General features: G+C 52.0%; 26 protein-coding genes. 8 read left to right on the forward strand and 18 right to left on the reverse strand.

Features of this window, described 5'->3' with window-relative positions:
- Window positions 1-52: 52 nt before the first annotated feature.
- A complete protein-coding gene (locus tag M3223_RS12475; protein WP_251561849.1) occupies window positions 53-1,579 on the reverse strand; it encodes a helicase DnaB in 1,527 nt (508 codons plus the stop codon).
- Between the two features lie 258 nt (window positions 1,580-1,837).
- Window positions 1,838-2,125 carry a YuiB family protein gene (locus tag M3223_RS12480; RefSeq protein WP_251561851.1) on the reverse strand — a complete coding sequence of 96 codons (288 nt, stop codon included), beginning with the start codon at window positions 2,123-2,125 and terminating at the stop codon, window positions 1,838-1,840.
- 153 nt (window positions 2,126-2,278) lie between these two features.
- Between M3223_RS12480 and hemQ the strand changes: the two genes are divergently transcribed.
- Entirely contained in the window at window positions 2,279-3,025 is a 747-nt protein-coding gene (gene hemQ / locus M3223_RS12485) for a hydrogen peroxide-dependent heme synthase (protein WP_251561853.1), read from the forward strand.
- 729 nt (window positions 3,026-3,754) lie between these two features.
- Here the strand turns inward: hemQ and M3223_RS12490 are convergent.
- Together M3223_RS12490 and M3223_RS12495 are read right to left on the reverse strand one after the other, a co-directional pair.
- Complete coding sequence (locus M3223_RS12490; protein WP_251561856.1) at window positions 3,755-4,033, reverse strand: hypothetical protein; 279 nt, start codon at window positions 4,031-4,033, stop codon at window positions 3,755-3,757.
- On the reverse strand, window positions 4,033-5,226 hold the full coding sequence (locus tag M3223_RS12495; RefSeq protein ID WP_251561858.1) for an NAD(P)/FAD-dependent oxidoreductase: 1,194 nt from the start codon (window positions 5,224-5,226) through the stop codon (window positions 4,033-4,035). Before M3223_RS12495 ends, M3223_RS12490 begins: the two co-directional genes overlap by 1 nt.
- Window positions 5,227-5,429: 203 nt before the next feature.
- Between M3223_RS12495 and M3223_RS12500 the strand changes: the two genes are divergently transcribed.
- A complete protein-coding gene (locus M3223_RS12500) occupies window positions 5,430-6,431 on the forward strand; it encodes an NAD(P)/FAD-dependent oxidoreductase (RefSeq protein ID WP_251561860.1) in 1,002 nt (333 codons plus the stop codon).
- Window positions 6,432-6,823: 392 nt separating this feature from the next.
- On the opposite strand, the gene M3223_RS12505 is transcribed toward M3223_RS12500, so the two are convergent.
- Entirely contained in the window at window positions 6,824-6,967 is a 144-nt protein-coding gene (locus tag M3223_RS12505) for a sporulation histidine kinase inhibitor Sda (protein WP_251561862.1), read from the reverse strand.
- A gap of 259 nt (window positions 6,968-7,226) precedes the next feature.
- A complete protein-coding gene (locus tag M3223_RS12510; protein WP_353057694.1) occupies window positions 7,227-8,147 on the reverse strand; it encodes a YheC/YheD family protein in 921 nt (306 codons plus the stop codon).
- A gap of 265 nt (window positions 8,148-8,412) precedes the next feature.
- Between M3223_RS12510 and M3223_RS12515 the strand changes: the two genes are divergently transcribed.
- Window positions 8,413-8,925, forward strand: a complete 513-nt coding sequence (locus tag M3223_RS12515) for a hypothetical protein (protein ID WP_251561864.1) — start codon at window positions 8,413-8,415, stop codon at window positions 8,923-8,925.
- 72 nt (window positions 8,926-8,997) lie between these two features.
- Here the strand turns inward: M3223_RS12515 and M3223_RS12520 are convergent, their stop codons facing one another.
- From M3223_RS12520 to M3223_RS12535, 4 genes are all read right to left on the reverse strand, one after another.
- The gene (locus M3223_RS12520) at window positions 8,998-10,974 is read right to left on the reverse strand and encodes an FtsX-like permease family protein (protein WP_251561865.1); all 1,977 of its coding nucleotides are present in this window, start codon (window positions 10,972-10,974) and stop codon (window positions 8,998-9,000) included.
- A complete protein-coding gene (locus M3223_RS12525) occupies window positions 10,949-11,725 on the reverse strand; it encodes an ABC transporter ATP-binding protein (RefSeq protein WP_251561867.1) in 777 nt (258 codons plus the stop codon). The genes M3223_RS12520 and M3223_RS12525 overlap by 26 nt, the downstream gene beginning before the upstream one ends.
- 174 nt (window positions 11,726-11,899) lie before the next feature.
- Window positions 11,900-13,015 (reverse strand): sensor histidine kinase, encoded by a 1,116-nt coding sequence (locus tag M3223_RS12530; RefSeq protein ID WP_251561869.1) that lies wholly within the window; start codon window positions 13,013-13,015, stop codon window positions 11,900-11,902.
- On the reverse strand, window positions 13,012-13,848 hold the full coding sequence (locus tag M3223_RS12535; protein WP_285891251.1) for a response regulator transcription factor: 837 nt from the start codon (window positions 13,846-13,848) through the stop codon (window positions 13,012-13,014). Before M3223_RS12535 ends, M3223_RS12530 begins: the two co-directional genes overlap by 4 nt.
- A gap of 179 nt (window positions 13,849-14,027) precedes the next feature.
- On the opposite strand from M3223_RS12535, the gene M3223_RS12540 reads away from it, so the two are divergent.
- The 4 genes from M3223_RS12540 (at window position 14,028) to M3223_RS12555 (ending at window position 15,934) form a co-directional block, all read left to right on the forward strand.
- Window positions 14,028-14,357, forward strand: a complete 330-nt coding sequence (locus M3223_RS12540; protein WP_251561871.1) for a hypothetical protein — start codon at window positions 14,028-14,030, stop codon at window positions 14,355-14,357.
- Between the two features lie 159 nt (window positions 14,358-14,516).
- Complete coding sequence (locus tag M3223_RS12545) at window positions 14,517-15,092, forward strand: TetR family transcriptional regulator (RefSeq protein WP_251561873.1); 576 nt, start codon at window positions 14,517-14,519, stop codon at window positions 15,090-15,092.
- 133 nt (window positions 15,093-15,225) lie between these two features.
- Complete coding sequence (locus M3223_RS12550) at window positions 15,226-15,603, forward strand: DMT family transporter (RefSeq protein ID WP_251561875.1); 378 nt, start codon at window positions 15,226-15,228, stop codon at window positions 15,601-15,603.
- A gap of 16 nt (window positions 15,604-15,619) precedes the next feature.
- On the forward strand, window positions 15,620-15,934 hold the full coding sequence (locus M3223_RS12555) for a DMT family transporter (RefSeq protein WP_251561877.1): 315 nt from the start codon (window positions 15,620-15,622) through the stop codon (window positions 15,932-15,934).
- Window positions 15,935-16,042: 108 nt separating this feature from the next.
- On the opposite strand, the gene M3223_RS12560 is transcribed toward M3223_RS12555, so the two are convergent.
- The 7 genes from M3223_RS12560 to M3223_RS12590 all read right to left on the reverse strand — a co-directional run bounded on the left by M3223_RS12560 (window position 16,043) and on the right by M3223_RS12590 (window position 23,249).
- A complete protein-coding gene (locus M3223_RS12560; protein ID WP_251561879.1) occupies window positions 16,043-16,960 on the reverse strand; it encodes a cytochrome D1 domain-containing protein in 918 nt (305 codons plus the stop codon).
- Entirely contained in the window at window positions 16,953-17,885 is a 933-nt protein-coding gene (locus tag M3223_RS12565; protein ID WP_251561881.1) for a hypothetical protein, read from the reverse strand. The genes M3223_RS12560 and M3223_RS12565 overlap by 8 nt, the downstream gene beginning before the upstream one ends.
- A gap of 19 nt (window positions 17,886-17,904) precedes the next feature.
- Window positions 17,905-18,774, reverse strand: a complete 870-nt coding sequence (locus M3223_RS12570) for a hypothetical protein (protein WP_251561883.1) — start codon at window positions 18,772-18,774, stop codon at window positions 17,905-17,907.
- 40 nt (window positions 18,775-18,814) lie between these two features.
- Window positions 18,815-19,726 (reverse strand): YncE family protein, encoded by a 912-nt coding sequence (locus M3223_RS12575; protein WP_251561885.1) that lies wholly within the window; start codon window positions 19,724-19,726, stop codon window positions 18,815-18,817.
- A 150-nt stretch (window positions 19,727-19,876) separates the two neighbouring features.
- The gene (locus M3223_RS12580; protein ID WP_251561886.1) at window positions 19,877-20,734 is read right to left on the reverse strand and encodes a carbohydrate ABC transporter permease; all 858 of its coding nucleotides are present in this window, start codon (window positions 20,732-20,734) and stop codon (window positions 19,877-19,879) included.
- A complete protein-coding gene (locus tag M3223_RS12585; RefSeq protein ID WP_251561889.1) occupies window positions 20,688-21,665 on the reverse strand; it encodes a carbohydrate ABC transporter permease in 978 nt (325 codons plus the stop codon). Before M3223_RS12585 ends, M3223_RS12580 begins: the two co-directional genes overlap by 47 nt.
- 249 nt (window positions 21,666-21,914) lie before the next feature.
- Window positions 21,915-23,249, reverse strand: coding sequence for an ABC transporter substrate-binding protein (locus tag M3223_RS12590; RefSeq protein WP_251561891.1), 1,335 nt, complete (start codon window positions 23,247-23,249; stop codon window positions 21,915-21,917).
- Between the two features lie 236 nt (window positions 23,250-23,485).
- Between M3223_RS12590 and M3223_RS12595 the strand changes: the two genes are divergently transcribed.
- Window positions 23,486-25,807: a helix-turn-helix domain-containing protein gene (locus M3223_RS12595; protein ID WP_251561894.1), complete on the forward strand. Its 2,322-nt coding sequence runs from the start codon at window positions 23,486-23,488 to the stop codon at window positions 25,805-25,807.
- A 328-nt stretch (window positions 25,808-26,135) separates the two neighbouring features.
- Here M3223_RS12595 and M3223_RS12600 read toward each other — a convergent pair whose 3' ends face one another.
- The gene (locus M3223_RS12600; protein WP_251561896.1) at window positions 26,136-26,819 is read right to left on the reverse strand and encodes a hypothetical protein; all 684 of its coding nucleotides are present in this window, start codon (window positions 26,817-26,819) and stop codon (window positions 26,136-26,138) included.
- Window positions 26,820-26,965 lie beyond the last annotated feature (146 nt).

Consider the following 26,965-nt stretch of genomic DNA (forward strand, 5'->3'; position numbering starts at 1 on the left):
TTTCCCTTATATCCGACAGTTCTGCCGTTTGAGCGCGTCCCTTTCAACGAGCCTACCTGCCGTCCAGCTTCCGGGCGAGCTTGCGCATTTCCTCCAGCTCCTCGTCCGAAATCTCCTGATCCGTGGAGGCGTCCTCTCCGGCAACCGGCAGCACCGGCTTGCGCGGGACTCCGTTCTGGCCGCGGCGGTATCCGCCGCCGCTCCGCGTCGTACCGCCTGAGGCTGCCGCCCGGCCGCTTCCGGTGCGCGTTCCGCCGCTCTCGCCCTGCGCTTCCTTAGATCGTTCCATCTCCTGCTGGCTGCGCACGTACAGCACTGCCTTCTCGAACTCGTCCACCTGCTGCACAAGCATATTGGAGGCGATCGCCTCAATAAACGTTTTGGTTACCCTGGACGTTCCCTTCATGCCAAACACATAGTGCACCAGCACGTTGATGACAGGAGCCGGCAGCCGGTAGTGAAGATCGATCCGTTCAAACTGCCGCTCGATCCAGTCGGGCACTGCGCCGGGGAAAAAGCGGCGCACGAACCGTGTATGCGGTTCGTTGCGCATCAGCATATTGTACTGCTGAATATCGCAGCGCCCCGCCAGCTGAGCCGGAACCGGCAAATAATGCTCCGCTTGCACGCCATGCTCCGCCAGCTCCGGCTCGGCCTCCTCCTGCAGCTTGGCGGTGCCGGCCCGGCGGTCCGTCTCGCGCTTGCGGTCGAGCCGGTACAGCTGAGCCGCCTTCAGCTGCAGCTCGTCGGTTTGCAGTCCGCCGCGGTTGTCGAAGGCGTTATCCTCGTCGAGCAGACGGCAAAGGTCTGCCGCCGACAGATCATACTTGTAAGCGATATAGTTAAGCTGTGCGAGCGCGTCCTTGTCGCCGCGCAGTCTTTCCACATAAGAACGGTTGGCCGAGCCTCGCGGAAACCGGTACAGAATCTCTCCGTACTCAATGCCCGCGCCCGGCTGCTGGGCAGGCGGCGGCGTTTGGCGGACAGGAGCGGTTTCTTCCAGCGCCTGCTCCAATTCGGCGTCAACGGCGGCGCTGAGACGAAACAGCTCATAAAACGGCATGGAAATATTTTCACGCTGCAAATCATGCTGAGCCAGCTCGTCCGGCTCCCGCCGGAATAAAGAATCCTGCAGGGCGACAACGCCGTACTTGCCCACCTTGTCCCGGAGCAGCATGCTCAGATGCTGATTGCGGAAAAACTCCGCCGGCGACAGCGGCGCATGCAGCTCGTATTCGTACACAACTTCCTCCTGCCCCGGCAAGTAAAGCCGGCAAGTCGTCATCAGGCCGAGCGCCTCCAGCACGGAGGCGCTGCGCGCCAGCTCGCCTCGTCCAGCTTCATTCATATCGAGACCAAGACCGAGCAGCAGGCGGCGCTGCGTATCGAGAGCCGAATATCCGCTAAAGCCTTCTGCCACCTGATAATAGAGCAGCTGATATAACGAGGAGGCGGACGCCCCGGTCATCGGCTGATAAATGAGGGTCAGCATCCGCTGGTTAAGCGGGCTGAGCGAGAAGCTCCGGTAGACGCAAAACCTGTGGTGCTCCGTAAAATCAAGCTTTCTCCCGATGCGCATGGAGCATCCGTCCTCCTTTCGTGTTTGGTATTTTACCCGTCCTATCAGTGTATCATAGCGAAGCCGCAACCGACAGCATTCGTCATCGGAAAACGCCCGGAACCCGCTGGCAATTCGGCTGCGCCTCGCTCCAGATCCGGGTCTGCGGCACATGCGAAACTATGTTCGGCCGCCAAGAAAAAAAGAAGCGGCGCGCTTCGCCAAGTCGCTCGCCCGGAGCTTCTTCACGCAAGCACGCCGCATGCTGGGCGCTGCTTTTTAGAACATTTTGTACCCGCCGATTCTCAAAGCGCGAATCGCATAACCGCTCACATAAGCGCCGATCAAAGCCGCGAAAACTGGCAGCCAGTCCACGAAGGTGAATACGGAGAAGTTGGCGCCGAAGGACAAACTGTGATCCCAGGTCGACCATATGTAAAGCGGCACCAGCACGATAAGAAACAAATAAATCGGGAACCAGGTCGTCTTCATCAGCATGTTGAGAATGAAGCCGATTCCAAACATCATCACAAAGAACAAAACCATCGCAATCGCGATTTGAAGCATGCGGCCGATCATCCCTTCGGATAGCGTTCCTTTTCAGTTTATGACAAGCCTCCCGGCAAGTCAATTTGCGATTGTCGACTTTGGTTGAACAATAGAAGCGGGTTGAGATACAATGATGGATAGTATGTCCAGGTAAGGGAAGGAGACGCCATTATGAGTGAAGCTGCACAAACGCTGGAGGGCTGGTACGTTCTCCATGATTTCCGCACGATCGACTGGCAGGCTTGGAAAGGGGCGGGCGAGAGCAACAGAGCCGCCGCGCTTGATTCCATTCAGAGCATGCTTGCTGAATGGACCGCCGAAGAGCAGGATCGTAAAGGAAGCACCGCATTTTATGCTATCGTTGGCCAGAAGGCGGACTTTGTCATTATGCATTTGCGCGAAACGCTGGAAGAGCTGAACGAGCTGGAAACCCGGTTTAACAAAAGCCCGCTCGCCGATTATACCAAACCGGCTCACTCCTACGTCAGCATCGTAGAGCTGAGCAACTATATGAGCAAACCAGGCGAGGATCCGCTGCAAAATCCGGATATTATCGCCCGCCTGAAGCCAACGCTTCCGAAAGCCCGCCATATTTGCTTCTATCCGATGAACAAACGCCGTGAAGGCGGCGACAACTGGTACATGCTGGGCATGGACGAGCGCCGCACGTTGATGCGCAGCCACGGCATGATCGGCCGCCAGTACGCCGGCAAAGTGAAACAGATCATCAGCGGCTCGGTCGGCTTCGACAACTGGGAGTGGGGCGTGACGCTGTTTGCCGAGGACGCTCTCCAATTCAAAAAGCTGATCTACGAAATGCGCTTCGACGAAGTAAGCGCCCGCTACGGCGACTTCGGCGACTTCTACGTCGGCAATCTGCTGGATTCCGGCAAGCTGGAGCAGCTGCTCCGCGTATAAAGATTTAAACAGCCACTTCATTTACTGTGAACAAGCCCTTCCACCTCTGCTAGAGGCCCGAAGGGCTTGTTGTGTTTCAGAGCTCCTTGAACTGCGCTGCCTACGCGGACAGCATAACTTCAAGATTAAACTATAATGGGAAACGGCCGCAAAATTATTACCTTCACTCAAGAAATCAACCGCTTCCGGATGATAAACAATCTCAAGATGCTCCCGCAGCGAATTTCTTTTAACCATCAACCCTTCCCGCAAAATGCCGTTTCTTGAATCGTAAACATGTATCCCGCAATTGCGTTTGAATGGTAGGTGCATCGTAGTTTCCGACTCGACTCCGGGGGAGTTCGCGGTTTTTTTAAGAATCTAATAAGTTCTAACGAAACTATAAAGCCTTATTTGCCCGAAAATGTCCCTTCTGAAATTGTAACGAAACTGAGAGACGTTATTTTGCGTTTTCGGGCCCTGAAATACACCAGAGCACTGAAATAACGCTTCTGAGTTTCGTTAAACTGTTCAACAGCCGAAAAATAATCAAATAACGCTTCTGAGTTTCATTAGATTTATTATTGGCAGAACCGCTAAAGATCCTGATTTAAATTAAGGAACGGTCAAACACTCATTATTGGGTAGCCCCCAATTATATCAGAAGAAATACTTCGTCGCCTCCGCTGCCCAACTCAAAAAAGCCGCAGGCTTATGTGCCGGCGGCTTGCTCTTCTATGTTCCAAACTTTTACAGATCCTCGTCTTCATCCTCAAACTCGTCGTCATCCGACTCCGCATCCCGCTTGCTGTTCAAATAAGCCTCCGTGTCCCGATCCCGCTGCCGGCCTTTTTCCTTGAGGCGCTCGATGCCGGGAATAATCAGCAAATCGATTTCCTTCTGAACGGTATAGGCCAGGTCGTACCGGTTCTGCGACTCCAGGAAGGAACCGACCTCAATCAGCGCGTTGTAGCGGTCCAGCTCTTCGCGGGTTAACAGGCCGCGCACCTGCACGCTGCAATGCCGCATTAGAGGAATTTTCCTTTACGCAGCACGAGCGGAATACCGCCGATAATGAACAGGTAGCGAAGGTCGATGAGCTTTTTGAGCCAGGCGGCTTTGCGGCCCTGATACTTCTTGCCAAAAGCGACGCCGATGCCCTCGCCCTTGCCAAGCGAAGCGACCGTGCCCTTATTGCTGAATGCAAACGTTTTGAGCGGCTGGCTGCGAATCGAAGCTACCAGATTATGGGCGCAGGTAACGCCCTGCTGCATCGCAATCTGAGCGGTCGGCGGGTAGGGACGCCCTTCCTCATTGAACATTAAGGAGTTATCGCCGACGATGTAAATATTGTCGTGCCCCGGAGCGCGCAAGGATTCGTCCACCTTCACGCGGCCGCGCATCGTTTCGAAGCCGGCTTCCTCGATCAGCCGGTTGCCGCGGATGCCGCCGGTCCAAATGACCGTTTTGGAGCGGATTTCTTCTCCGTCGCCAACGATGACGCCATCCGGCGAGCATTCCTTAATCGCTGTTCCAATCCGGAAAATAACGCCCTTTTTCGTCAGCACATCCATGCCGTACTCGACCAGCTCGGGGTCAAAGCCCGGCAGCGCCGTAGGAGCAGCCTCAATGTTGTACAGCTTCACAAGCGAGCGGTCCACGTCGAACTCGCGGCATAGCTGCGGGATCCGGTCGGCCAGCTCGCCGACAAACTCGATGCCCGTAAAGCCGGCGCCGCCAACGATAAACGTCAGGTAGTCGGTACGATGCGGCTCGCGCTTGTAGCGGGCGAATTGGTATTCAATATGCTCACGGATCAGGCGCACCGAGTTGATGCTGCGGATGCTCATGGCATGTTCGCCCAGTCCCGGAATGCCGAACGTTTCCGGCTCGCCGCCAAGTCCGATGACGAGGTAGTCATAGGAAAGCGTTCCGTCCTCCAGAATGACTTTTTTATCCTGGGTGCGAATTTGCACAACCGTGGACTTCACAAAGTCGATTTTGAACTCGTCAATCAGCTTCGAAATATTAACGCGGGCGTTATCGGGCTGATCCGTGCCGGCGGCAGGCATATGCAAATGAGTCGTAATATAGTGATAATCGTGTTTGTTGACAAGGGTAACGTCAGCTTCATTGTAGTTAAGCTGCTTCTGAAGCTTGAGGGCGGTCAAAATCCCGCCATAGCCGGCTCCCAATATGACGATCTTAGGTATATTGCTCATATGGTGCGTCCCTTCCAATCCATCTCTAATCCCTTTTTTATACTCAAGCCATAATATCAAAATTATGATTGGCACTTCAAGGTCATATCCTACGAAATTAATTAGAAGAACATACAAAACAGCTCGTTTTATGTTCCCTTTAAAGGCGTCCCGGGAAGGCGTATAATTGGAAGAGATTGGACCCTGAGCTGGAGGTGCGACAGATGGAAAGATCAGAGTTACATGTAGAGCCGACGGATATCGCGATTATCGGGGGCGGGCCTGCGGGCATGTTTGCAGCTTTTTACGGCGGTATGCGCCAGGCTTCCGTCAAGCTGATTGAAAGTATGCCGCAGCTCGGCGGCCAGCTGGCTGCGCTCTATCCCGAAAAGTACATCTACGACGTTGCCGGATTTCCCAAAGTCACTGCCCAGGAGCTCGTCGATTCCTTGAGGCGGCAAATGGACCACTTCTCCACCGAGGTATGTCTGGATGAAAAAGTAACCGGGCTCATCAAACATGGCGAGCGCGAATTCGAAATTCAGACCGACAAGGGCTCGCATCTCGCCCGTGCGGTCATCATCACCGCCGGCGTCGGCGCATTTGAGCCGCGCCGTCTTGAACTGCCTGAAGCGGAGCAGTATGAAAAGCGCAACCTGCACTATTTTGTCAGCGATTTGCTTCAATTCAAGGGGCAGAAGGTACTGATTAGCGGGGGCGGAGACTCCGCCGTCGATTGGGCGCTCATGCTGGAGCCAATTGCCGAGAGCGTGACGCTTATACACCGCCGGGACAAATTCCGCGCCCACGAGCATAGCGTCGAGAAGCTGAAGGCGTCTAGCGTAAACGTGCTTGTCCCGATGGAAATCGTTGGCCTTGAAGGCGAGGTATACATTGATCGGGCAACGCTTGCCCATGTCAAAACCGGCGAACAGCAAACGCTTGATGTCGACGCCGTAATCGTAAACTTCGGCTTTGTGTCCACGCTTGGCCCGATTGCCGAATGGGGGCTGGACATAGACCATGGCAGCATTGTCGTGGACACCCGGATGGAAACCTCCGTGCCGGGCATCTTCGCAGCCGGAGACATTACGACCTATCCCGGCAAGCTGAAGCTCATTGCCGTCGGCTTCGGTGAAGCGCCGACTGCCATCAACAATGCCAAGGTATACATCGATCCAAATGCCAAGCTGTCGCCCGGCCATAGCAGCAACTTGAAGTTATAACAGGGAATACTCCATCCGATTAATTCCAATAAAGCAAGGGTATCCTACCCTCATCGATCTGTTGAGGGAGGATACCCTTCTTATGTTGTGTCCCGTATGCAATGGCATTCGACTGCTTGAGGCGGCCTGTTCCCGCTGCCTGGGACCGCTTGTCGATTGCGGCCCTGAGCGGGATCTGGCCGATCCGTATGCGCCATACGGACCGGCAGCGGCCGTGTCATCGGAAGCTCTCCTGGGAGAGCTGCAAGTGGAACCAGTTTGCATCCATAGGTTGTATTGTACCGTCTGTTCCTGCAGCAGCGAAGCCGAAGTCGCATTGGTGCGGCAATTCCCCCACCCCTAGCTTTCCGGCTGGCCGATATTCGGCCCACTTGTCAGGCGTCAATTCGGATTCAAGCTCCTAGTCGAATCATCTCGGGGTTCAGTTGTCTGCGCTTGATCTCGCCAGCTAGCAGCTTGATGAATTCTTTGTCCAGGTTAAACTGGACGGCGCTGAGATAAGTCTCGATCAGCAGTTCGTCAGACAACAGCTCCATCTTACCAGCCTCCTCTCCAACCAATTCTCTTGGTTGTTCTTCCCAATTCTAGCATGGGCGGTTTTAAAGGAACAAGCGTTCTGTTATCCACATGTTTGAGTGGACAACTTGTGCACAAGTTGTGAGTAGATGTGGAAAACAAAGGAAATACTTGATGTAAGATGTGGATAGAGTTATGCACAAGGAAGCGGAAAGGAATATCGATAAATAAGTTTTATGGATATATCTTCCTTGATAAACAATTCCAAATATTGCACTTTCATTTAGGTCTTGTATTTACCTCGAAAATCCAGATCTTTCCGGAGCGGTCCAAACCGTAATCAAAGCCAAGCTGGCCGACACCGGGAAATTTTGATTCCATTGCAGCAACGGACATCAGCGTTAAATTCCGCATTTCCTGCTTTTTGGCTGCGACCGACAGATTTGGCAGCGAGCGGCTTATCCCGTACGCGGAGGTGACCATTCTGCCGCCCCGGCAAAGGTTGGTGACGAATAAACCGGCGCGGGCGATACGTCCAACCATGGAGCGGAATTCCCAGGAGCCGCGGTTTTTTACGACTTTCACGCGGTAATCAATCGGACGGCCGCCAACGGTCGCAAGCTGAATGCCTTTTTGAATCAAGTAAGCACGGCCCTTTTGAAGCGGTTTTACAGCTCTATGAATGGCGGCGATTGAAGCCGCCCTGCGGGTGACGGTGTTAATGGTATAGCTATATCCATTGTCGGCGCGGGAAATTTTGATGATGCCCACTCCGCCCGTACCGTGCACCGGCTTGATGACAACCATTCCGTGCTGCTCCAGCATGACCGCAAGATTTTCTTCCGAATACAGCCGTGTCGGGGGAATATGCGGAACGATAGCCGGATTGGACAGCAGCGCCGCCGTTTTGGCCCATTTGCTGGACAGCATGCGGCCCGAGGTCATCACATCTTTGGGAAATGGATACAGGAGCGCTTCCTGGACAAATGCCATCTGATCGGCATGCGCCTCTCCCGGCATCCCCATATCTACACCTATTGTTTGAATTGGAGCCGCATCGGCCGCTGCCGCAGGCTGAACTGCGGCAGCCTCTGCAAAGGCGGGCGCATGGGACGAAATCGCCGGGTCCAATGCAGGGACGGCCTCCGGCGCCAGAGGGGAATCGGCCGCTTCAGCTGGAACGATATATTCTTCCATCATTCTCTTAATCTCCTTTCCTTTCTACTCTACTTTATGCCTCAAGGCGTCCGTTCTCTTGGATGATTGTCCGAGTCCCAACGCCTGTTTCACCGCTCCTAACAGCCGGGCCTCTGCCGGACAGGCATATACGCCTTGCTGACGGGAATATCCCCTTCGATTTCGGCCCACAGGACCGCCGCCGCCTCCGTCTCCGGATGGAGGACAACAATCGAGGCAGCTGGTAAAGTAAAGGCAACAATGCTCAACTGGAAAGGTGGACTCAATCATGAACCGTCAAGCCAAAGCTGTCGCCGGTGCGGCGCTTGTGCTGCTCGGGGCCTATCTGATGCTTCAGCAAGGTACGGAGGTCGGCCCCGGCCAAATTTTCGCTCATTTCTGGCCCAGCCTGTTTGTAATTCCGCTCGGAATATTATTTCACTGGATGTATTTCTCGCTGATGGGACGCAAAGCTACCGGCCTGCTTATTCCCGGCGGCATTCTGGTCAGCGCCGGCCTCGTCTGCCAGTTCGCCATGCTTTTGGACAACTGGGCTTACATTTGGCCAGGCTTTATTCTAGCTGTCGCATTTGGCCTGTGGGAGTTTTACTGGTTCGGGAGCCGCAACCGCTGGCTGCTTATTCCGATTAACATTTTGCTCGTGCTCGGCCTGCTGTTCGGCGCCGTGTTCTCCATCAGCGCTCTGACGAGCAGCTTGAATTCGTTGTTCCCTTACGCGGCACTCGTCTGCATTTTGCTTGGCTCCTTCCTGCTGCTGAAGCGCAGCCGCGCGGAGCATTGAACGACAAAAAGGACTCTCCCCGCCGAATTCGGCTAACGGGAAAGTCCTTTTTCTATTGTCAGATGCCAAATCTCAAACGGCTGTTTCTCTCAAAATGCTGCGCGAGTACATAAACCAGGAAATAAAACAGTAAACGGACTGCATGACGACGTACATGCCCATGACGGCAAGGCCGTACATCCAAACCGGCTGCGTTAACAATGTGCCAAGCGCCTTCATTGCGAACAGACCGTGCACAATGCCAACGAGGCAAGGAGCCAAATACATCACTACTACCTGAAGCGCGATCGTTCGGCGCAGCTCTCCGGCGGTTAGACCAATCCTTTTCAGGGAACGGAATTGGCTCCGGTCTTCCTGCAGCTCGGTAAACAGCTTAAAGTAGAGCAAGCTTCCAGCGGCAATGAAGAATAAGACGCTGATGAACATTCCGATGAATATGGTAAGCCCGCTTGTTTGCCTCATATCTTTATAATAGGAGACACGAGTAGCCTGTACCTGATCCTGCATATTCTCCGGCACCGCCTGCAGGAAGTTATTAACCGCCGCCTGCTGATTTTCCCAGTCCTCCAGCTCGAATCCGTAAAAATGGAGGAGCGCCTCAGCCGGGGCATCCTGCAATCGTGAGTTGAACAGCCCATCAGAAACGACCAGCAGCCATGTCGCCTCTGCCTGCGAACTGACTACGCTGCCATAAGCAGACGAATCCAAATTCAGCCGCAGCGGCTTTCCGCCTACGCTGCCCTCTGCCAGACCTTCACCCTTGTTGTCATCTTCCTCTGACGAGGCATAAGGATGAACGATGAAGGCTGATCCTTTACTTGCAGAAGCGGACTGGTCTGAGCCATTTTCCAGCGTACGCTTTGGATATCCCGCTCTTTCCGCCAGCCGATTGTACTCGCTTAACGGCACCATCATCGCAGTTATGGAATTTTCCTCGCTCCATCCGAGCTCATTCGCTTGAAGCTTTTCTACCAGCAATCCCTGCAAGGAAGTTTTCTCGGCAATACGCGCTCCTCCCTCATGGAGAAGCTTTTCTGCTTCAGCCGGGGCCATGACAGAATTGCCCTCGCCTTGCTCTACATATCCCACCGTATAAGGAGAATAGTCCATAATCTGATCTCGCTGAATTTTTTGAAACACATAAACGGTGCTTGCCGCGCACATGACGATGGCGCTTAGAATAGTCACGACAAACAGAATGCGCGCATTGTCCTTCATACGGAACGCCATCTGCGAAATGACGAGCATATTTGTGCGCCGGTAATAAAAGCCTTTCCTCCGCTGCAGCAGCCGAATCAGCGCTACACTGAGCTGTGTATAGAGAAAATATGTGCCGAGCACTGTCAATCCTATGATTGGCATCACAAACAAGAGAAACAATTTACTCGTCAAAAAGTATGCCATCACGTAACCCGTGCCTAGCGACAGCACGGCGAGCGCAGAGAGCATCGGCGAATATGCCGGCTGCTGCTTCGGGCGGCGGCTGTCACCCAGCAGATCAACGATTTGTGATCGTCCAACCGTCATTGCAGTCAGCAGCGAGATGACTAGGAAGAGCAGCAGAAAACTTCCTGCCGTCAGCCAAACTGCCTGAAGCGGCACCGCAAAACGAATCGGCGCTCCGTTGTCCAGCAATGTGCTGAGCCCCATTATGAATAGCTTGCTGAGCAGAATGCCGAGGCCAAGGCCGGAGCCGATGGACAGCAGGGCGACAGCCATGCTTTCGTACACGACCATCCGGCGCAGCTGTCTGCGGGTTGTCCCGAACAGGGACAGAAGTCCCAATTCCTTTTTGCGCGTCTTAACGAAGGCTGAGCTCGAATATAACACGAAAAAGAACGAAAAAATGATGATCAAATACATACAAGCCTTCATCATGCTCGTTACTCCCTGAGCATGGATGATTTTACCGTCCGTCACATCGGGATGCAGAACGAAGGAAGCGTATAAATAAAAGATAAACACAGAGAAAACGCTGCTCAGAAAATAGGCGGCATAAGAACGCCAATTGCCGCGGATATTGTTAAGCGCGAGAGAACGGAACGTCATCGAAATTCCCCCCCAGTACGCTTAGCGAATCTAAAATCTGCTGGAAAAACGCCTGCCGGTTGTCGCCGCGGCGGATTTCCGAGAAGAACCGGCCGTCCTTGATAAAAATAATCCGTTTGCAGTAACTTGCGCTGAATGGATCATGGGTGACCATCAATACCGTTGCGCCAAGCCGCTCGTTCAGATCCTGCAGCGAGCCCATCACATCTTTGGCCGATTTGGAATCCAGATTGCCCGTCAGCTCGTCGGCCAGCAGCAGCGCCGGCTCATGAACCATCGCTCTGGCGATGGCAGCACGCTGCTTCTGTCCGCCAGACACCCCGTAAGGCCGTTTCTCCAGAATGGCCGTTATGCCGAGCAATGAAGCGATAGGTGCAATTGCCGCTTCGATTGCGGACGGGGACTTGCCCTCCAGCACAAGCGGCAGCGCAATGTTCTCCTTAATACTCAGCGTATCGAGCAAATTAAAATCCTGAAATACAAAACCAAGTTCACGGCGGCGGAAAAGCGCCAGCTTGTTGTCATTTAGCCTCATTGGATCGATGCCGCGCACCTTGATGCTGCCGGATGTCGGTTTGTCGATTGTCGCAAGCAAGTTCAGCAGTGTCGTTTTGCCGCTGCCGGACGGTCCCATAATACCGACAAATTCGCCCGTCTGAACGCTCAGGTTGATTCCTTCCAGAGCTGTATAGCTGACCTCACCTTTGGTACTGTATATTTTTCCCAATTCATTTACTTCCAGTACATTCACGAATTATGCCCTCCCATCATTTCCTGCTTTAAGTATAACCTCTACGGGAAAAGGAACCATTGATAGACCTTACGAACTGCCTTACAGTGTTGTCACCTATCAGCACCAGCCGCTGCGCAAGCGCAAAAAGGCAGCGTCCGGATGTTGCCGGGCGCTGCCTGATCCTATTGCCGTTCAATGCTGGAGCTTGTGAAGTCCCGTTGTTTCAAACCATAGCTTTGCCGTCGTCCCCTCGCCCTCCTGTGAGTGCAGCTCCAGCGAGACGCCAAGCTTGCCTGCCACCTGGCGGCACAGGTAAAGTCCCATTCCCGTCGATTCTTCAGTGCGTCTGCCATTTTCTCCTGTGAAAAAGGGATCGAACACACGAGGCAAATCCTGAACTGGAATGCCGATGCCCTCATCGGCGACGGCAATCGACGCTTTGCCGTCCTTCGAGCTGCTGATTTCAATAATGAGCCGTTTTGCTCCCGCTTTCGGCTTAGAGTATTTGATTGCATTGCCAATAAGCTGGCTTAGCAGAAAATTCAGCCACTTGCCGTCCGTCTCGGCCCACGCCTCGCCTTCTATTTGCGGGAATACGCCGGCAGCAATAAGCAGCCGTTTATGCTGATTAATCGCCTGGCGGGCAGCTTCATGAAGCGCGATGCGGCGAGGGTGCAAATCAAGGGCGAACTCCTCCAGCCTCGCCGTATGAAGCATCTGCTCCAGCCCGCGGGTCAGCCGGTCGGCCTCCTCCCGCAAACTGCCCATAATCTCCTGCAGTTCGCCCTCCTGAAGCGCTGTCCGCTTCCCATTGTTCTGAGCGATCAGATCGATAACCGATACCGGAGTTTTCATATGATGCACCCATTGATATACAAAATGCCGATGCAGCTCTCTTTCCCGGTTAAATGCGGTCAGCTGCTCCTGTATGCTTCGGCTTAACACATCAACCAGCAGCGCCGTCCGTTTTTGCTCCGGCGTAACGGCTTCCGGCAGCGGCATCCATAACGGAGTCGGAGTATCGGTTCGCCGCAGAAGAGCAACGAGATAAGTTTTGTTTCGCATAAATCCAACTGCCAATCCAGACATTGCTATGCACGAGGAAAGCAGCCAGAAATACAGTAAATTGCTCCAATCCATCGTTTGCCCGGTGCCGGTCCGTTCCAAATACCAAATCGCCGAGCCTGCCGCCAGTGAAGCCGCCAAAATGCCGATGGTTCCAAGCCTGCCTCTTACATAAAGCAAAAGAGCCTCGGCATTGAGTCTGAATCGGCTTTGTCCGGGCGCTTGCCCCGAGCCTGCGCTCATTGGTCCTCCTCGCGGGAAGAATGCAGCTGCTCCGCTCCGCCATTATTGGGCAATTCAACTGCTTCAGCAGCCATTAGCTTCTCCTTATTCAAACGGTAGCCTTGACCGCGATGCGTCTCCAGCACTCCGTTCAGCCCCAGCTCCTCCAGCTTGCGGCGCAGCCTCGTTACGTTCACGCTCAGCGTGTTGTCATCGACAAAACTCGTATCGTCCCAGAGGCTCTCGAGCAGACGATCGCGGGAGACAATTACGTCTGCCTGCTCCAGCAGCTCTTCCGCAAGCAGTCTCTCGTTGCGGCTAAGCTGTGTGGAGGCACCCTGCCAAACCAGCAGGCTGCGGCTCACATCCAGCTTTAAGCCGCTGCAGGCCAGCTCAAAGCTGCCGGCAATGGAACGATCCGTCACCTCGGCCTTAAAATCCTGGGAGGACTCCCTGGCTTCGGCTTGTCCCTCCGCCGGAAACGCGGCGTATTCCCCGTAAGCCCGCCGCAGGGCGCTTTTGATTTTTGCCAGCAGCAGGTCCAGATGAATCGGCTTTGTCACGTAATCGTCCCCGCCGTTCTCAATGGCCATCACCTGATCCATCTCTCCCGACCGCGCCGAGATAAAAATGACCGGAGCTTTGGAATGCTGGCGGAACTGGCGGCACCAGTAAAAGCCATCGTAATAAGGCAAATTGATATCCATTAGCACAAGCTGCGGCTGCTGCTTCCGAAGGTCCTCGCCAAGCTCTTTGAGCCCCATTCTCAGCGGTTGAAATCCGTAACGCTCCAGCGCCCCCGCCAGCAGCTTGGCAATTTTTTCATCATCCTCCACAATTGCGATACGATACATCAGCTTACCTCCTCTCTCCGACCCGCTTTTCTTTCTAAGACAGTTTAACATATCGGCGGTTCCCTGCTCTCGGCGCTCCGCTGCCCAAATATAGTTTAGGCCTGAAACTTCTTGAAAACTGAATCGTATGGACTCTTAAGGTTTATTAATGAAGAAGTAAAACTCAGGAGGTAACTACCATGTCACTGGCAAAAGCATTACGAATCATTAGCGGCATCTGCGAGGGACTGCTCGCTATCCCGCTGCTCGGCGGCCTGTTCGTCATATCGAGCGGTTACACCGCGCTTGGCTTTATGCTCATTTTTCATATCATTACACTGTTTGTGTCCCGCGCCAACCGCGAGCCAATTTACGGCAGCGTAACCGGCATCGCCGCTTCGCTGCTTGGCTGGATTCCATTTGTCGGATTTCTGCTGCACGCAGCCTCGGCGCTCGCCCTGCTGGTTTCCGCCTTCCAGGGGCCAAGAGTCGATTATCGTCATCCATCCGGTCCGCCGCCCCGGCTATAATGCTCAAGGAGAGCCTTCCTCGCAACCTTCGCGGGGAGGCTTTTTTTATGCCGCTCCGACGGCAGCGCCTTGACATTCATCGCTATGGAAAGCTATACTATGAAAAATGACTGACGTTCATTCATGATTACGTTCAGCGACGGACAGGGGGCAATTCGTATGGCCTTGGATAAAAAGCAGCGTATTATTGATGCCTCCATTGCCGTATTCCAGGAGCTTGGAATTGAAAAAGCCAAAATATCCGATATCGTCAAAGCGGCTGGAATTGCTCAAGGCACGTTTTATTTATATTTTCCGTCCAAGCTGTCGCTCATGCCTGCCATTGCCGAAATTATGGCTCAGAAAATTGTCGTGCGGCTCAACGAGACGCCGGAGAACGGCCCCGTCAAGGAACAGCTCGTCGGAATCATCGATGCGATTTTTGAGGTCACGGAAATGCATAAAGACCTGACCGCGCTGCTCTACTCCGGCATTACGCAGACCGAGCATGTGCGCGAATGGGAGACGATTTACGATCCGATTTACAGCTGGATCAACGACCGGCTCGAACGTTTTAAGGAGCAGGGTTCAATCCGGGATTCCGTCCGCACGGTATATGCCTCCAGGCTCGTTTTAGGTCTGATTGAGACGTCAGCCGAGCAGAACTATCTGTATGCCTCGACAGACAGCCAGTCGGTGCAGGAATACAAAGAAGAACTAAAGCTGTTTCTGTTTGCGGCGCTCGGGGTGGAGTAATTATAGTGCAGAATGTGGCGCGGAACGGAACAGCGGCGAGCCATCCACCAAAATGACTGACATTCAGTCATGAATAATTGCCTGACCTTGTACGCATAATCTCATTATTTCAACTTTGGAAGGAGTCTTAACGATGCAAGCGCAAGCCATCATGAACGACAAATCACAAGGAATAAACAAAGGCTGGCTCTTCGTCGTGCTGACCTGTATCGGAGAGCTGGCCTGGGTGTACGGCTTTCATACCGCAACGCAAATATGGCATTTTGCCCTTATTATTGCTTTAATTGTACTGGATTTTTATTTCCTGTACCGGGCCTGCCAGTCCATTCCTACCGGCACCGTATACGCGCTGTTTGCCGCGGCCGGAACGGCGGGAGCCGCCCTTATGGATTTATTTCTGTTCGGCGGTTCGTTCAACATCGCCAAAGTCTTTTTTATGATCGTGCTTATTATCGGCGTTGTCATGCTTAAGCTTGCCGACGGCAAGGCTGATGCTCCAGCAAAGTCTTAATTGGAGGTAATTCAAAATGGGTTGGATATACGTAATGGCGGCGGCAGGCTTTGAGCTTGCCGGCGTAGTTGGTCTAAATCGGTTTACGGAGCGTAAAACTTGGCTGAACGGGCTCATGTTCGCAAGCGGATTTGCCGCTTCCTTCATCCTACTGTACGCGTCCTTTCAATATTTACAGCTGAGCGTTGCTTATTCCGTATGGGTCGGACTGGGCACCTCGCTTGTTGTCATCGTCAACATGCTCTTTTTCGGAGAGTCCAAAAATTCGATGCGCCTGTTCAGCCTGCTGCTGATCATAATCGGCGTAACCGGCCTGAAGGCGGTCTCGTGACCGCCTTTTCGTATATATAGTAGAAAAAAATCACAGGAGGGTCGCTATGGACTATGATGTAATTGTTCCTCAGCGGGCTGTTCCTGGTGAATTCTCCGAGCCGCTTTTTCAAACAATAACGATACCTCGGGGTCCATCTCCGACCGGGATCGTTTTGACCACGCGAAGGGTAGCCGTATCAATAACGGAAACGTTATCGCCTGAGTAGTTGGTTACATACACGCTGCGGCTGTCCGGAGTCAGCGCAAGATTGTAAGGTACCTCGCCCACCGGAATGGTTCTGATTACACGATGCTCGACAAGATCAATAACGGAAACCGTCCGTCCTCGTGAGTTAGTCACATAAGCCCGTCTCCCATTGCGGGAAATATTAACGTCGATGGGAGCGGGTCCGACCGGAATCGAGACAATCTCCCTATTGGTGCGGGCGCAATAAACACTCGTTTCATTCGAGCCAAACCTGTTCACAACAAATTTTCGGCCATCCGCTGTAAAATCGAGCCCCCAGGTTGCACCGTCCGGAATTGACTGAACAACCTTGTTCAGACGGGTATCAACAATCCATATATTACGCGCCTGCGTGGTTACATAGATTTTTGAGCCGTCAGGAGAAGCAGCAGCTGATAAGGGAAGGTTAGCCACCGGAAAACGATCCACTCTTTCATACGTAAGCGTGTCAAATTCAGTAATGCCGCCCGTATACAGATCCGGCACATAGAGCTTATTCCTGATTGTTACCGCCGCAAAGGGCTCCGGACTTACATTCCGAATGGTACGGACGACCTCATTCGTCGCTGTGGATATAACTGAGATTGACCGGTCGCCGCCGTTAATGGCATAAACCCGCTTTCCATCGTGAGATGCGTTAACTTGCCCGGGATTTTTGCCGACTGGAATTGTTTTGATGATCCGGTTAGCGGAAGGATCAATAATGGAAATTGTACTGTCATTCTGGTTGCCAACATATACGAGAAACCTGTTCCTCCAACCGTGGCTTGGCGAAATCGGCTTTTTGGGTTCAGCCATTGGGTGCCTCCTGTAGACGCAGCGGTGTGATGGCGATGCCGCGCGGGTTGAACCCGGTACGAATCGTATCGACCACCCGGTTCGTGGCGGTATCGATGACCGAAACGGTGCTGCTGCCAAAATTGGTCACGTACAGCGTCCGATTATCCGGCGTAATGGCAACTCCAAACGGAACAGCACCAACGGAAACGGTGCGCATAATCCGCAATGTTGCAGCATCGATAACGGAAACGGATCGGCTGCGCGAGTTGGCCGTGTAAACACGGCGCCCGTCTCCTGACACGACAATTCCGATAGGAGCCAATCCGACGGATGTCCTTTGGAGAGGTTTATTTGACCTGGCATCGTACATGGAAACCGAGTTCGATCCTACATTGTTGACATAATATGTGGAGCCGTCCGGTGAAAAATCAATGCCCCAGCTGTCCATTTCAGCAACTGTCCCCACCACCCGATCGGTATCGGCATTAATGATCGAGATGCCCGCTCCTACTGAGGTGACGTACACGCTGTTTTCATCCGGCGATACCGCTACACCGACAGGCCCGTTCCCTACCGGAATCTCACTCAGAACTCGATTCGTTTGAATATCCAGCACAAACAAGGAGCCGCTATAAAAAGAAGGCACATAATAACGGTTTCGGCGCAGCGAAAAGTCGACTGCAAAAGGCTCCGCGCCGACCCCCTTGACGGTCTGAACGACCAGATTCGTCCCGGTGGAAATTATCGTTACGCTGTCGCCCGCCCCATTGGTCGTAAAAATTCGCTTGCCGTCGGGCGAGACAGCCACTGAATTGGGCAGCTGGCCTACCCGAATTGTCTTCATGATCCGGTTCGTCCGAGTATCCAGCACGGAAAGCGTGTCTTGATCTTGATTCGTAATATAGGCAAACACTCGCTGCTGTGTTATTTTACCCGGACTCAAGTTCTCCCTCCGTTCATCATTAAATGATGACCAGTCCCCGCGGTCCTGGACCAACAGTTATCGTGCGTGAAACATGCAGCCGTTCAGAGTCAATAACGGAGATCGTATCGGCGCCGTAATTCGTGACATAGATTTTACGATCATCGCGAGTAATGACGGCTCCATAAGGAAGCCTTCCAACCGGAATGGTTTTGATTACGCGACAGGCTGCGAGTTGAATGACTGAAACGGTGCCGCTTCGGGAATTCGTTACATAAGCGCGCTTTCCGTCGTTGGATAGAGCAATGCCGATTGGGCCAAGGCCAACCGGAATTCGCTTCAGCAGCTGGTTGGTCCCGGCGTTGTAAATGGCAGTCTGATTGGACACATAATGATTCACGAAAAGTCTGCGCCCGTTTGGGGAAAATGCTAACCCCCAGGTCGCGCCTGCCGGGATGGAGGCTTGAAGCTTGCTCCGCAGCGTGTCTATGATCCAGATGTTGCGCACGAGACTGGTAACATATAGTTTTCTCCCGGCGGTGTCGGTAACGGCGTTTAATAATCGGCTCGCCACCGGTATTTTTTGGACAGCCCTGCCCGTCCGCGCATTCAATACGGTCACATAACCTGAAAAATGGTCCGGCACAAAAAGCTTTCCCTGCGCTTGAACGCATCCGAATGGTTCGGAACCGACATCACGCAACATGCGGATTACCTGATTTGTGCTTGCGGAAATGACCGAGATGGAGCGGGCGCCTCCGTTTGCCGCAAATAGTCGGGTACCGTCGGCAGAAACATTGATTTGGACCGGATTGTTGCCTACGGGAATCACTTCCGCAATTTCATCCGACTCCGTATCAATTACCGATACGGTGTTGTTGTTTTGAATACTTGCATAGACCAAGCTCATGAGCTCTACCTTTCTAGAACCTATGTTTTTGCCCAGCGCCTCATTTTACCGGAACAAGTACAATCCCCCGTGGCGCTGGCCCTGCCGGAATCGTCTTGCTCACTTGATTGATCCTCAAGCTGACTTCGGAAACGGTATCGCTGCCGGAATTAGTCACATAAGCTTTACGGTTATCTGGAGATAGCGCGACCAAAAACGGAGTGTCTCCAACAGGAATGGTATGAATGACCCGATTGGCAGATGCGCTTATAACCGAAATGGAATTGCTTCCCGAGTTCGTGACGTATACTCGGCTTCCGTCCTGCGAAACGGCTAATCCAAGAGGTCCTTTGCCAACAGGTATTTTGGCGATGCGCCTGTTGGTACTCGTTTGATAAACCGATATTCGGTTGGCGGCTAGATTGATGATGTAATACCGTTTGCCGCTCGGCGAAAATACGACTCCCCAGCAGTCCCTTTCCGGAATTGTCCGCACAATATGATGAGTGGCCGCATCAACAACCGAAATTCCTTTTTCCTGGGAAGTAAAATAAATCCGGCTTCCGTCAGGCGACACCGCTCCTCCCGTTAGACCGTTTCCAATCGGGATGTTCCGGATTATTTTATTCGTGCCGGAATTGATTACAAGCACAGTTCCCGTAAACAGGGAAAGCGCATAAAGCCGCTGCCTATACGGCGAGACAATGACGCCGAACGGCTCCAAGTTTATCCCTTCAATCGTATGAATGACCTTGTTCGCAAGCGTGGACACAACCGAGATGGAATTGTCTCCGCCATTCGGAACGTATAACCGGCCGCGATCCGCCGATGCAGCAATTGCATTGGGCAGCTGACTGACCGGAATCTTGGTTAAAATCCGCTGCGCAGCCAAATCTATGACCGAGAGAGAGGCCGCATTATGATTGCTGACATAGGCAAGCTGGCGGTCGGTTCTTCTTCCCGCTTCAGCCATCTGCCCCCTCCTCCTCGAACTGTTGGATTCCGATTTTGCAATTATCTTATGTAGACGCATGCAATAATGAAACGGGACGGCACGGCTGTCAAATAGAAAACCAAAAAAACCGTCCGGCCCCCTGCGGGTCGAACGGTTTTGGCGATGCTTTTATCCTTTTACGGCGCCGGCTGTCAAACCAGCAACCATATACTTTTGAAAGAAGAGGAACAGGATGACAATCGGGATCGTCGCCGTCACGCAAACGGTCATAATGTTGGCCCAATCGTAAGCCACCTCGCCCATGTAACGGACGGAAATGCCGGGATTCAGCGTGCGAAGATGATCTTTGTTGATCAGCGTCAACGAGTACAGCAAATCGTCCCACGAGAGGATGAAGGTGTAGATGCCAACCGAGAAAATGCCCGGTTTCGACAGCGGGAAAATGATGCGGAACAAGATGCCGAAACGGCTGCAGCCGTCAATTTTAGCCGCCTCCTCCAGCGAGATCGGGATGTTGTCGAAGAATACCTTGATCATCCAAATGGAGAACGGGAGCGATGCTGTCGTCAGAGCAATGACAAGGCCCAGTTGGGTGTTCAGCAGCCCATAGGAGTTGTACATCGCATAAAGAGCGATCAGCAGCGATACAACCGGCAGCATTTGAGTGGACAAGATAGAGAACATCATGAACCCTTTGAACCGGAATTGAAACCGCGAGAAGCCGTAACCGGCGAACATCGCGAACAGCAGCGTAATGAGCGTTGTGCTGAAGCTAACGACAAGGCTGTTTTTGTAGTAGATCAGAAAAACGTTGTCCGACAGCAGCTTGATATAGTGGGAAACGACCGGAGCGGACGGCAACCATTCCGGAGGGATTTTGAACAGAACGGAATTGTCTTTAAAGGAGGTGACAAACATCCAATACAGCGGAAAGATAAGAAACAGAATGAAGACAAACAAACCGGCGTACGGAACGGTATTAGGAAGTAACCGTTTGTTTGGCTGACTTTGACTTTGGCTTGACACGGTTTTTCCTCCTTCCGGTTTTCTCCGGCTTTTCTTCTCCGATCGAGAACAGCTTGTTGTACAGGCCTGAGATCAGAATCATAATAATTAGCCACAGCGCGCCGATTGCAGCGCCTTTACCCAGATCAAGCTGGACAAATGCAGCTTTATAGCTGTAGATCGCCAAAGTGGTCGTAGAGTTGAGCGGCCCGCCGCCAGTCATGATCCAGAATAGAGGGAACATTTTGAAATTTTCGATAATTGAGATCAGAGTGACGGTTTTAATATTATTTTTCAGCATTGGAAGCGTAATGTTCAGCAGAATTTGAATGCGGTTCGCTCCGTCGATCCGGGCGGCCTCGTACATGTCGTCGGGAATTCCCTGCATGCCTGCAAGCAGCATCGTGCTCATGAACGGCAGCTGCCGCCACAGCGCAGCAACGATTACGGCTGGGAGCGCAAGATCAAGATTCGTCAGCCAGTCCTTTGGACCGCTAATCAGATGAAACTGCTGCAGCACATAGTTGATCAGGCCGTATTGCGGCTGGAACAGCCACATCCATAACAGCGCCGAGACGATGGTCGGAACGATCCAGGGAATAAGAATAAGCGTACGGAACAGCCTTTTGAAGCGGATGTTGGAATTCAATAGCAGCGCCAGCAGCATGCCCAGCACAAACTGGATGGACACGATGAAAAACACATACGTCAACGTGACGCGCAGCGCGCCGAAAAACTCTCCATCCTTCAAAATAGCGGCATAGTTGGCAAAATCGTTCCACGGCTGGCTCTTCATGCGCAGCAGGGTCACATCAAAAAAGCTCATGTAAATGGATTTCACAATGGGAATTCCGATTGTAAAAATCAGCATGGCCATGGCCGGTACGATCAAAACGAGCAGAAACAGACGATCCTTCGCTATTTCTGATATACCGAGCGCCTTTTCTTTCATGTTATCTCCTCTTCTCTAGTTTAAAAGACCGGTTAAAAGTGCTGCTGGAAATACAGCCGCTGCGCCAAAGGTCGGCCCTCCGATCGCTGTTGAACTCAGATTTCCTTGAACTATGCCTCCTATAGAGGTGGAAATCCGACTTCAAAGGCGAACGCTGACGCTTCTGCGGGCTCAACCTTTGGCTCCGCTTCTTTTTCAGCAACCTCATTTTAAGTTCTTTTTAACCGGCCTTTTAAAGTCGCTCGATTATTATTTCAGAGTCGTTTTCAGCTTGGCGTCCAGCTCTTCGGCTGCTTTTTCCGGCGTAGCCGCATCGGAAACTACCTTTAACAGCGCATCAGCGATATCAATATAACCTTGCTCCATGCCGGGATGATTTTGCGGAAGCGGCTTAATCGACTTCATCTGCTCCATCATCACTTTATCAAAATCGCTTTCTGCAAACAGACCGCTCAGGGAGCTGCGCGCCGAGAAGACATCGCTTTGTTTATGATAAATGGACATCGCTTCTTCACTCGTCAAATATTTGATGAATTCGGCAGCGGCTTCTTTGTTTTTGGATTCGGAAGATACGACAAGCCCGTGAGCTTCACCAATGGAAATGCTTGCGCCGGACGGCCCTGCCGGAACAACTGCGGTTGCCCATTCCTTGTCGAACGCTTCGCCTTTGCCGCTCAGATTGCGGGATACCGCCTTGCCGTAGTAACCGTCAACGTACATGCCGAGCCGGCCGATCGCAAACAGGTTTCTCAAATCTTTCAGCTTTGCGCCGGAAGGCCCGATGCCGTCCTTGACCAGACCTTTGTAGTAATTCAGCGTTTGAACCATCTCAGGCGTATTGGCGTTGACGTTGCCGTCCTTGTCCAGCAGCGATCCGCCGAAGTTGTACAGGTTGCGCAGTCCAATCATGCCGTTAATTGCCAATTTGTCCGAAGGCTCGCCAAATCCGTAAATATCTTCGCCGGAGTCCGTTTTTAGCTTGGAAATCGCCTTTGCCGCCTCCAGCATCTCATCGATTGTCGCTGGCGCTTTCTCTGCAAGCCCTGCTTTTTTGAACAGCTCTTTGTTCCAATATAAAATGTACGGCGTCGCCGCCCATGGAACGCCCATCAGCTTGCCGTCATAAGAGAAGTCTTCCTTAAAGCTTGGCAGAAGGTCATCCACATATTCTTTGCCCAGCAGATCATCAAGCGGCGCCACGATGTCGGAAGCCGCATAAGAGCCGAACCAGGCCGGGAACGTTTGGATGATATCCGGCGCGTTGCCCGTCGAAGCCATAACGAACGTTTGCTGCTTGATGTCTCCGAACGGAATGCCGATGAATTCTATCTTTATATTAGGATTTTTCGCTTCATAATTTTTCGCAATCTCTTCCAGGGCCGGTTTGGTCGCAGCCTCGCTGATGCTCCACGATGCAAAGGTCAGCTTCACTGGTTCGCCTGACGTCTCGCCGTTTTGCGGGGCGGCCGCATTCGTATTTGTGTTCGAATTTGAGTTCGAGTTCGATTCGGAACCGCATGCCGCTAGCACGCTAGCCATTAAAACTGAAGATACCGTCAACAAAGCTGTCTTTTTCATGTTCATCCTGTTATCCTCCCCTTAGTCGCTGCATCGTCCCAGCGCTGCTCACACCCTTATTATGGATCATGATGAATGGGCTAGATATCCCCGATCCTCGATTCCGGTTATCAAAACGTGACATTGCGGATCATGAAGTTATGACATAGCTCTCCAAATCGTGACTTCCCGCATCATTATCCATTCAAGTATTGAAAAGTCTGTGGCATAATGTGGGTACACAAATCAGGCAGGTGATGACAATGGCCGCAATGATCCGCGTTCGCAACTATGTGCAAGGGTTACCACGTGTTTTCTGGACGTATCTGCTTTCCTATTTAATGGTCATTCTTCTGCCTATCGTTATTTTGAGTTATGCCTCTTACAGCTTCACTGTTGCAACGCTTGAGGATGAGATGAGCCGGGCGATGCTTCATTCCTCCACCCAAAAAAACGCCTCTATTGAAGAAATCATTAATGAGATGCAATCCATTGCCATCCGGATCGGTCTGGACGGACGATTGGAAAGTTATCTGAACGATTCGGGCAACCAGTATTTGCTGAATGAGACTAGAGATATTTTGAAAACGTTTTCAACAACAAACGAAGCGATCGCCTCCATCGACTTTTACGCCAAGGGGGCCAATTTAATCGTCTCGTCAGACGGGTATACGCGCACTTACACCAACTCTCAAAGAGATCTGTGGATTGACCGGGGTCAGACCTCCGCGGAGCATGGCTTTTGGCTGAGCTCACGAGACCGGGACGAGAATAACCCCATTATGACCTACGTGCTTAAAGTTCCTGTTCAGCGCAAGGATTCCAAAGGTCTGTTAGCTCTGCACATGTATGAATCCTCCTTGAAAAAAATGCTCCAAAAAACGGAGAGCAATGCGTTCACGACGACGTACATCCTGGACGAGAGCGGAAATGTCATTACCTCCTCCGGACATTCCGAGCCGGATCTGGAGCATATCAAACAGCTGTTTGCGGTAAGCAGCGAATCCAGTTCAGAAACCGGATACGGGACGACAAGCCTCTCAGACGGAAAACATCTGCTCACCTATGTCAAAACGCTGCATACAAACTGGACCGTAGTGTCCGAAACGCCGCTGCAATATTTGCTCTCCAAGCTGTCCTATATTCGCAGTGTCGCATGGATGACGTTTGGCATACTCATGCTGCTCGGCGTATTGCTGTCCTACGTTATGTCGAGAAGGATGTACAGTCCAATTAAATCACTGATGGACAAGTCCCTTCCTTACAACAAAAAAGCGGAGTTTTCCAGCCAGCTGGCCGCTCCACGCAAAAACGAGCTTGAAACGATCTCTCAGATTCTCGACAATGTGTTCAGCCGAAACGAAGCATGGGAGCAGCAGTTCCGAACGAACCTGCCCGCTCTCCGCGAGCGTTTCCTGCTGTCTCTGCTGAATAACAAGTTCAGCAGCATTCATGAGATTAACAGCAAGCTGGAGTTTTTGCATCTTCATTTTCCACATCAGGTGTTAGCCGTGTTTGTCATTGAAATCGATGAATACAGCCTGCTGATGGACAGTTATTCCGCGACCGACCAGAATCTGTACAAGTACGCGATTGTGAATATTGCCGAGGAAATAGCCGCTGCGGGTTCCGTCTGTCTTTCGGCGGAGTCGGATGAGAATCAGTTTGTCCTGCTCGTTAACTTGGATGCCGATGCGGCAGGCGTCCAGACCCTTCAGCAAAAGCTTCAATTGTTAGGCGAAGAGATTAAACATACGATTAACCAGCTGCTGCGCATCTCCGTTACGATCGGCATCGGCAACCCCTATTCCCAAATCATGCAGACGCACTATTGTTATAAAGAGGCCAGCGAAGTCATTCGCGCCAAAATCGTAGCCGGAACAAATATGGTGCTGCTCTACGACGACCTGGTGAAGGAAGCGGACGATGATTTTTATTTGCCGCCTCATTTTTCCACCCATCTGATTAATTTTTTGAAAGCCGGTCAATTGGATGAAGCGCTGTCCAGCCTGAACGAGCTCTATATGCAGATCAAGGCCCGCACAAAGCTAAACGAGGAGGTTATTTTCCGTATATACAGCCTCATCATTGAGGATCTGCTGCGGAATCTGGGGGACATGAATGTCAGCGCGGAAAAAATATTCGGTCGGAACCACCATCTATTCCGTGAGCTCGCCGCCAAAGAGACCGTCCGCTCCATTCATGAATGGATGTGCGGCGTTATCGGGAAAGTCCACGAAGCAGGCCAGCAGCTGCAGCCTAAAAAAAACGGCTATATCGATACGGTCACTGCTTTTATGGACCAAAACTATCATCTGGACTTATCGGTAGAGACGATTTCTGAGCAAGTAAATTTGCACTATGCCTATTTGAGCCGAATGTTCAAACAGGAGACGGGCAAAACAATTCTGGAATATTTGACGATCAAACGGCTGGAGGTCAGTAAAGGGCTGCTAAAGGATACCGAGCATACCGTAAACGACATCGCATCCGGTGTGGGCTACAACAACGTGAACAGTTTTATCCGGTTTTTCAAACGTTACGAAGGGCTTACTCCCGGGGATTACCGAAAGTCGAACCGATAGTTGAGGTTGTAGATTGAGGTTATGAATTATGGATGGATATAGGCTGGCTGCTCGGTTCCAGCGTTGCGCCTTCCGTAAGGTCGTCAAACGACCTTAACGAGTTCCTTTCCCGGGTTATACCCTCCGTAAGGTCGTCAAACGACCTTAATGAGTTCCTTTCCCGGGTTATACCCTCCGTAAGGTCGTCAAACGACCTTAGCGAGTTCCTTTTCCCGGGTTATACCCTCCGTAAGGTCCACAAACGACCTTAGCGAGTTCCTTTTCCCGGGTTATACCCTCCGTAAGGTCATCAAACGACCTTAACGCGTGTTACCCTAGCGGGTACTTACTATGACTCGTAAATCTCTTTAACGTATTTGTATCGTTTTATCCGTAAATTGTTGGCGCCTATCTCTCTCATAACTCCTCGTTCGCACAGGGATTTGAGATATTTTGCGGCTGTTCTAGGGGTTGTGCCGATAGATTTTGCCGCTTCAGCAGGGTAGATGTATCCATTGCAACTTCTGGCAAATCGCAACAAACCCAATTCAATTAAGCTAAACACAGGCGCTTCTTGAACAGGTGCAGCTGTCACTCCACCAAGCAAATTCTTCATCATCTGCCGGATTAAAGAAGGATCATTTTGCAGACTGTCATAAGGAATCGAGATGTTCCGGTAGCCGAGAGTTTGAAGATAAATTTCCCGCAGCAGCTCTCTGCTGTATCGGGTACGGTCCGTTTGCTGCACATGCGGTCCATAACCCTTAACGTCAATGTTAATACGATGAATTCCCGGCAGCCATGCAAAATCCAAGTAACACGGCGCCCCTCTCCAATCCAGTACCTCATACTCTGGATGCAAATCGTCAAAAGAACCAAATAGCGGCCACCATATCTCTTTTAGAAAAAGAATTTCGCCATGCGCGTGACCTCGTTTGAGCCGGTCCTTACCCTCTCCTTTTCGTGCTCGGAGATGGGCATTCAGCCACAATTCATGGGCTTGTTCAAAGCCTTCTAAATCAACTTTCTTCATTGCTATCCTCCCTCTGGAACGCAAAATAAAACGCCCTGAATCCGCATTAAGAGAAGCGCAACCCTTCTGGCAAGGATTACGACAACGCTTAACGGGAATACAGGACGTTCTTCGTCACCGTTTATAGAAAATTCTACCTGTTTATG

This window comes from Paenibacillus pasadenensis (assembly GCF_023715725.1).
GTDB classification, from domain to species: Bacteria; Bacillota; Bacilli; order Paenibacillales; family Paenibacillaceae; genus Paenibacillus_O; species Paenibacillus_O pasadenensis_A.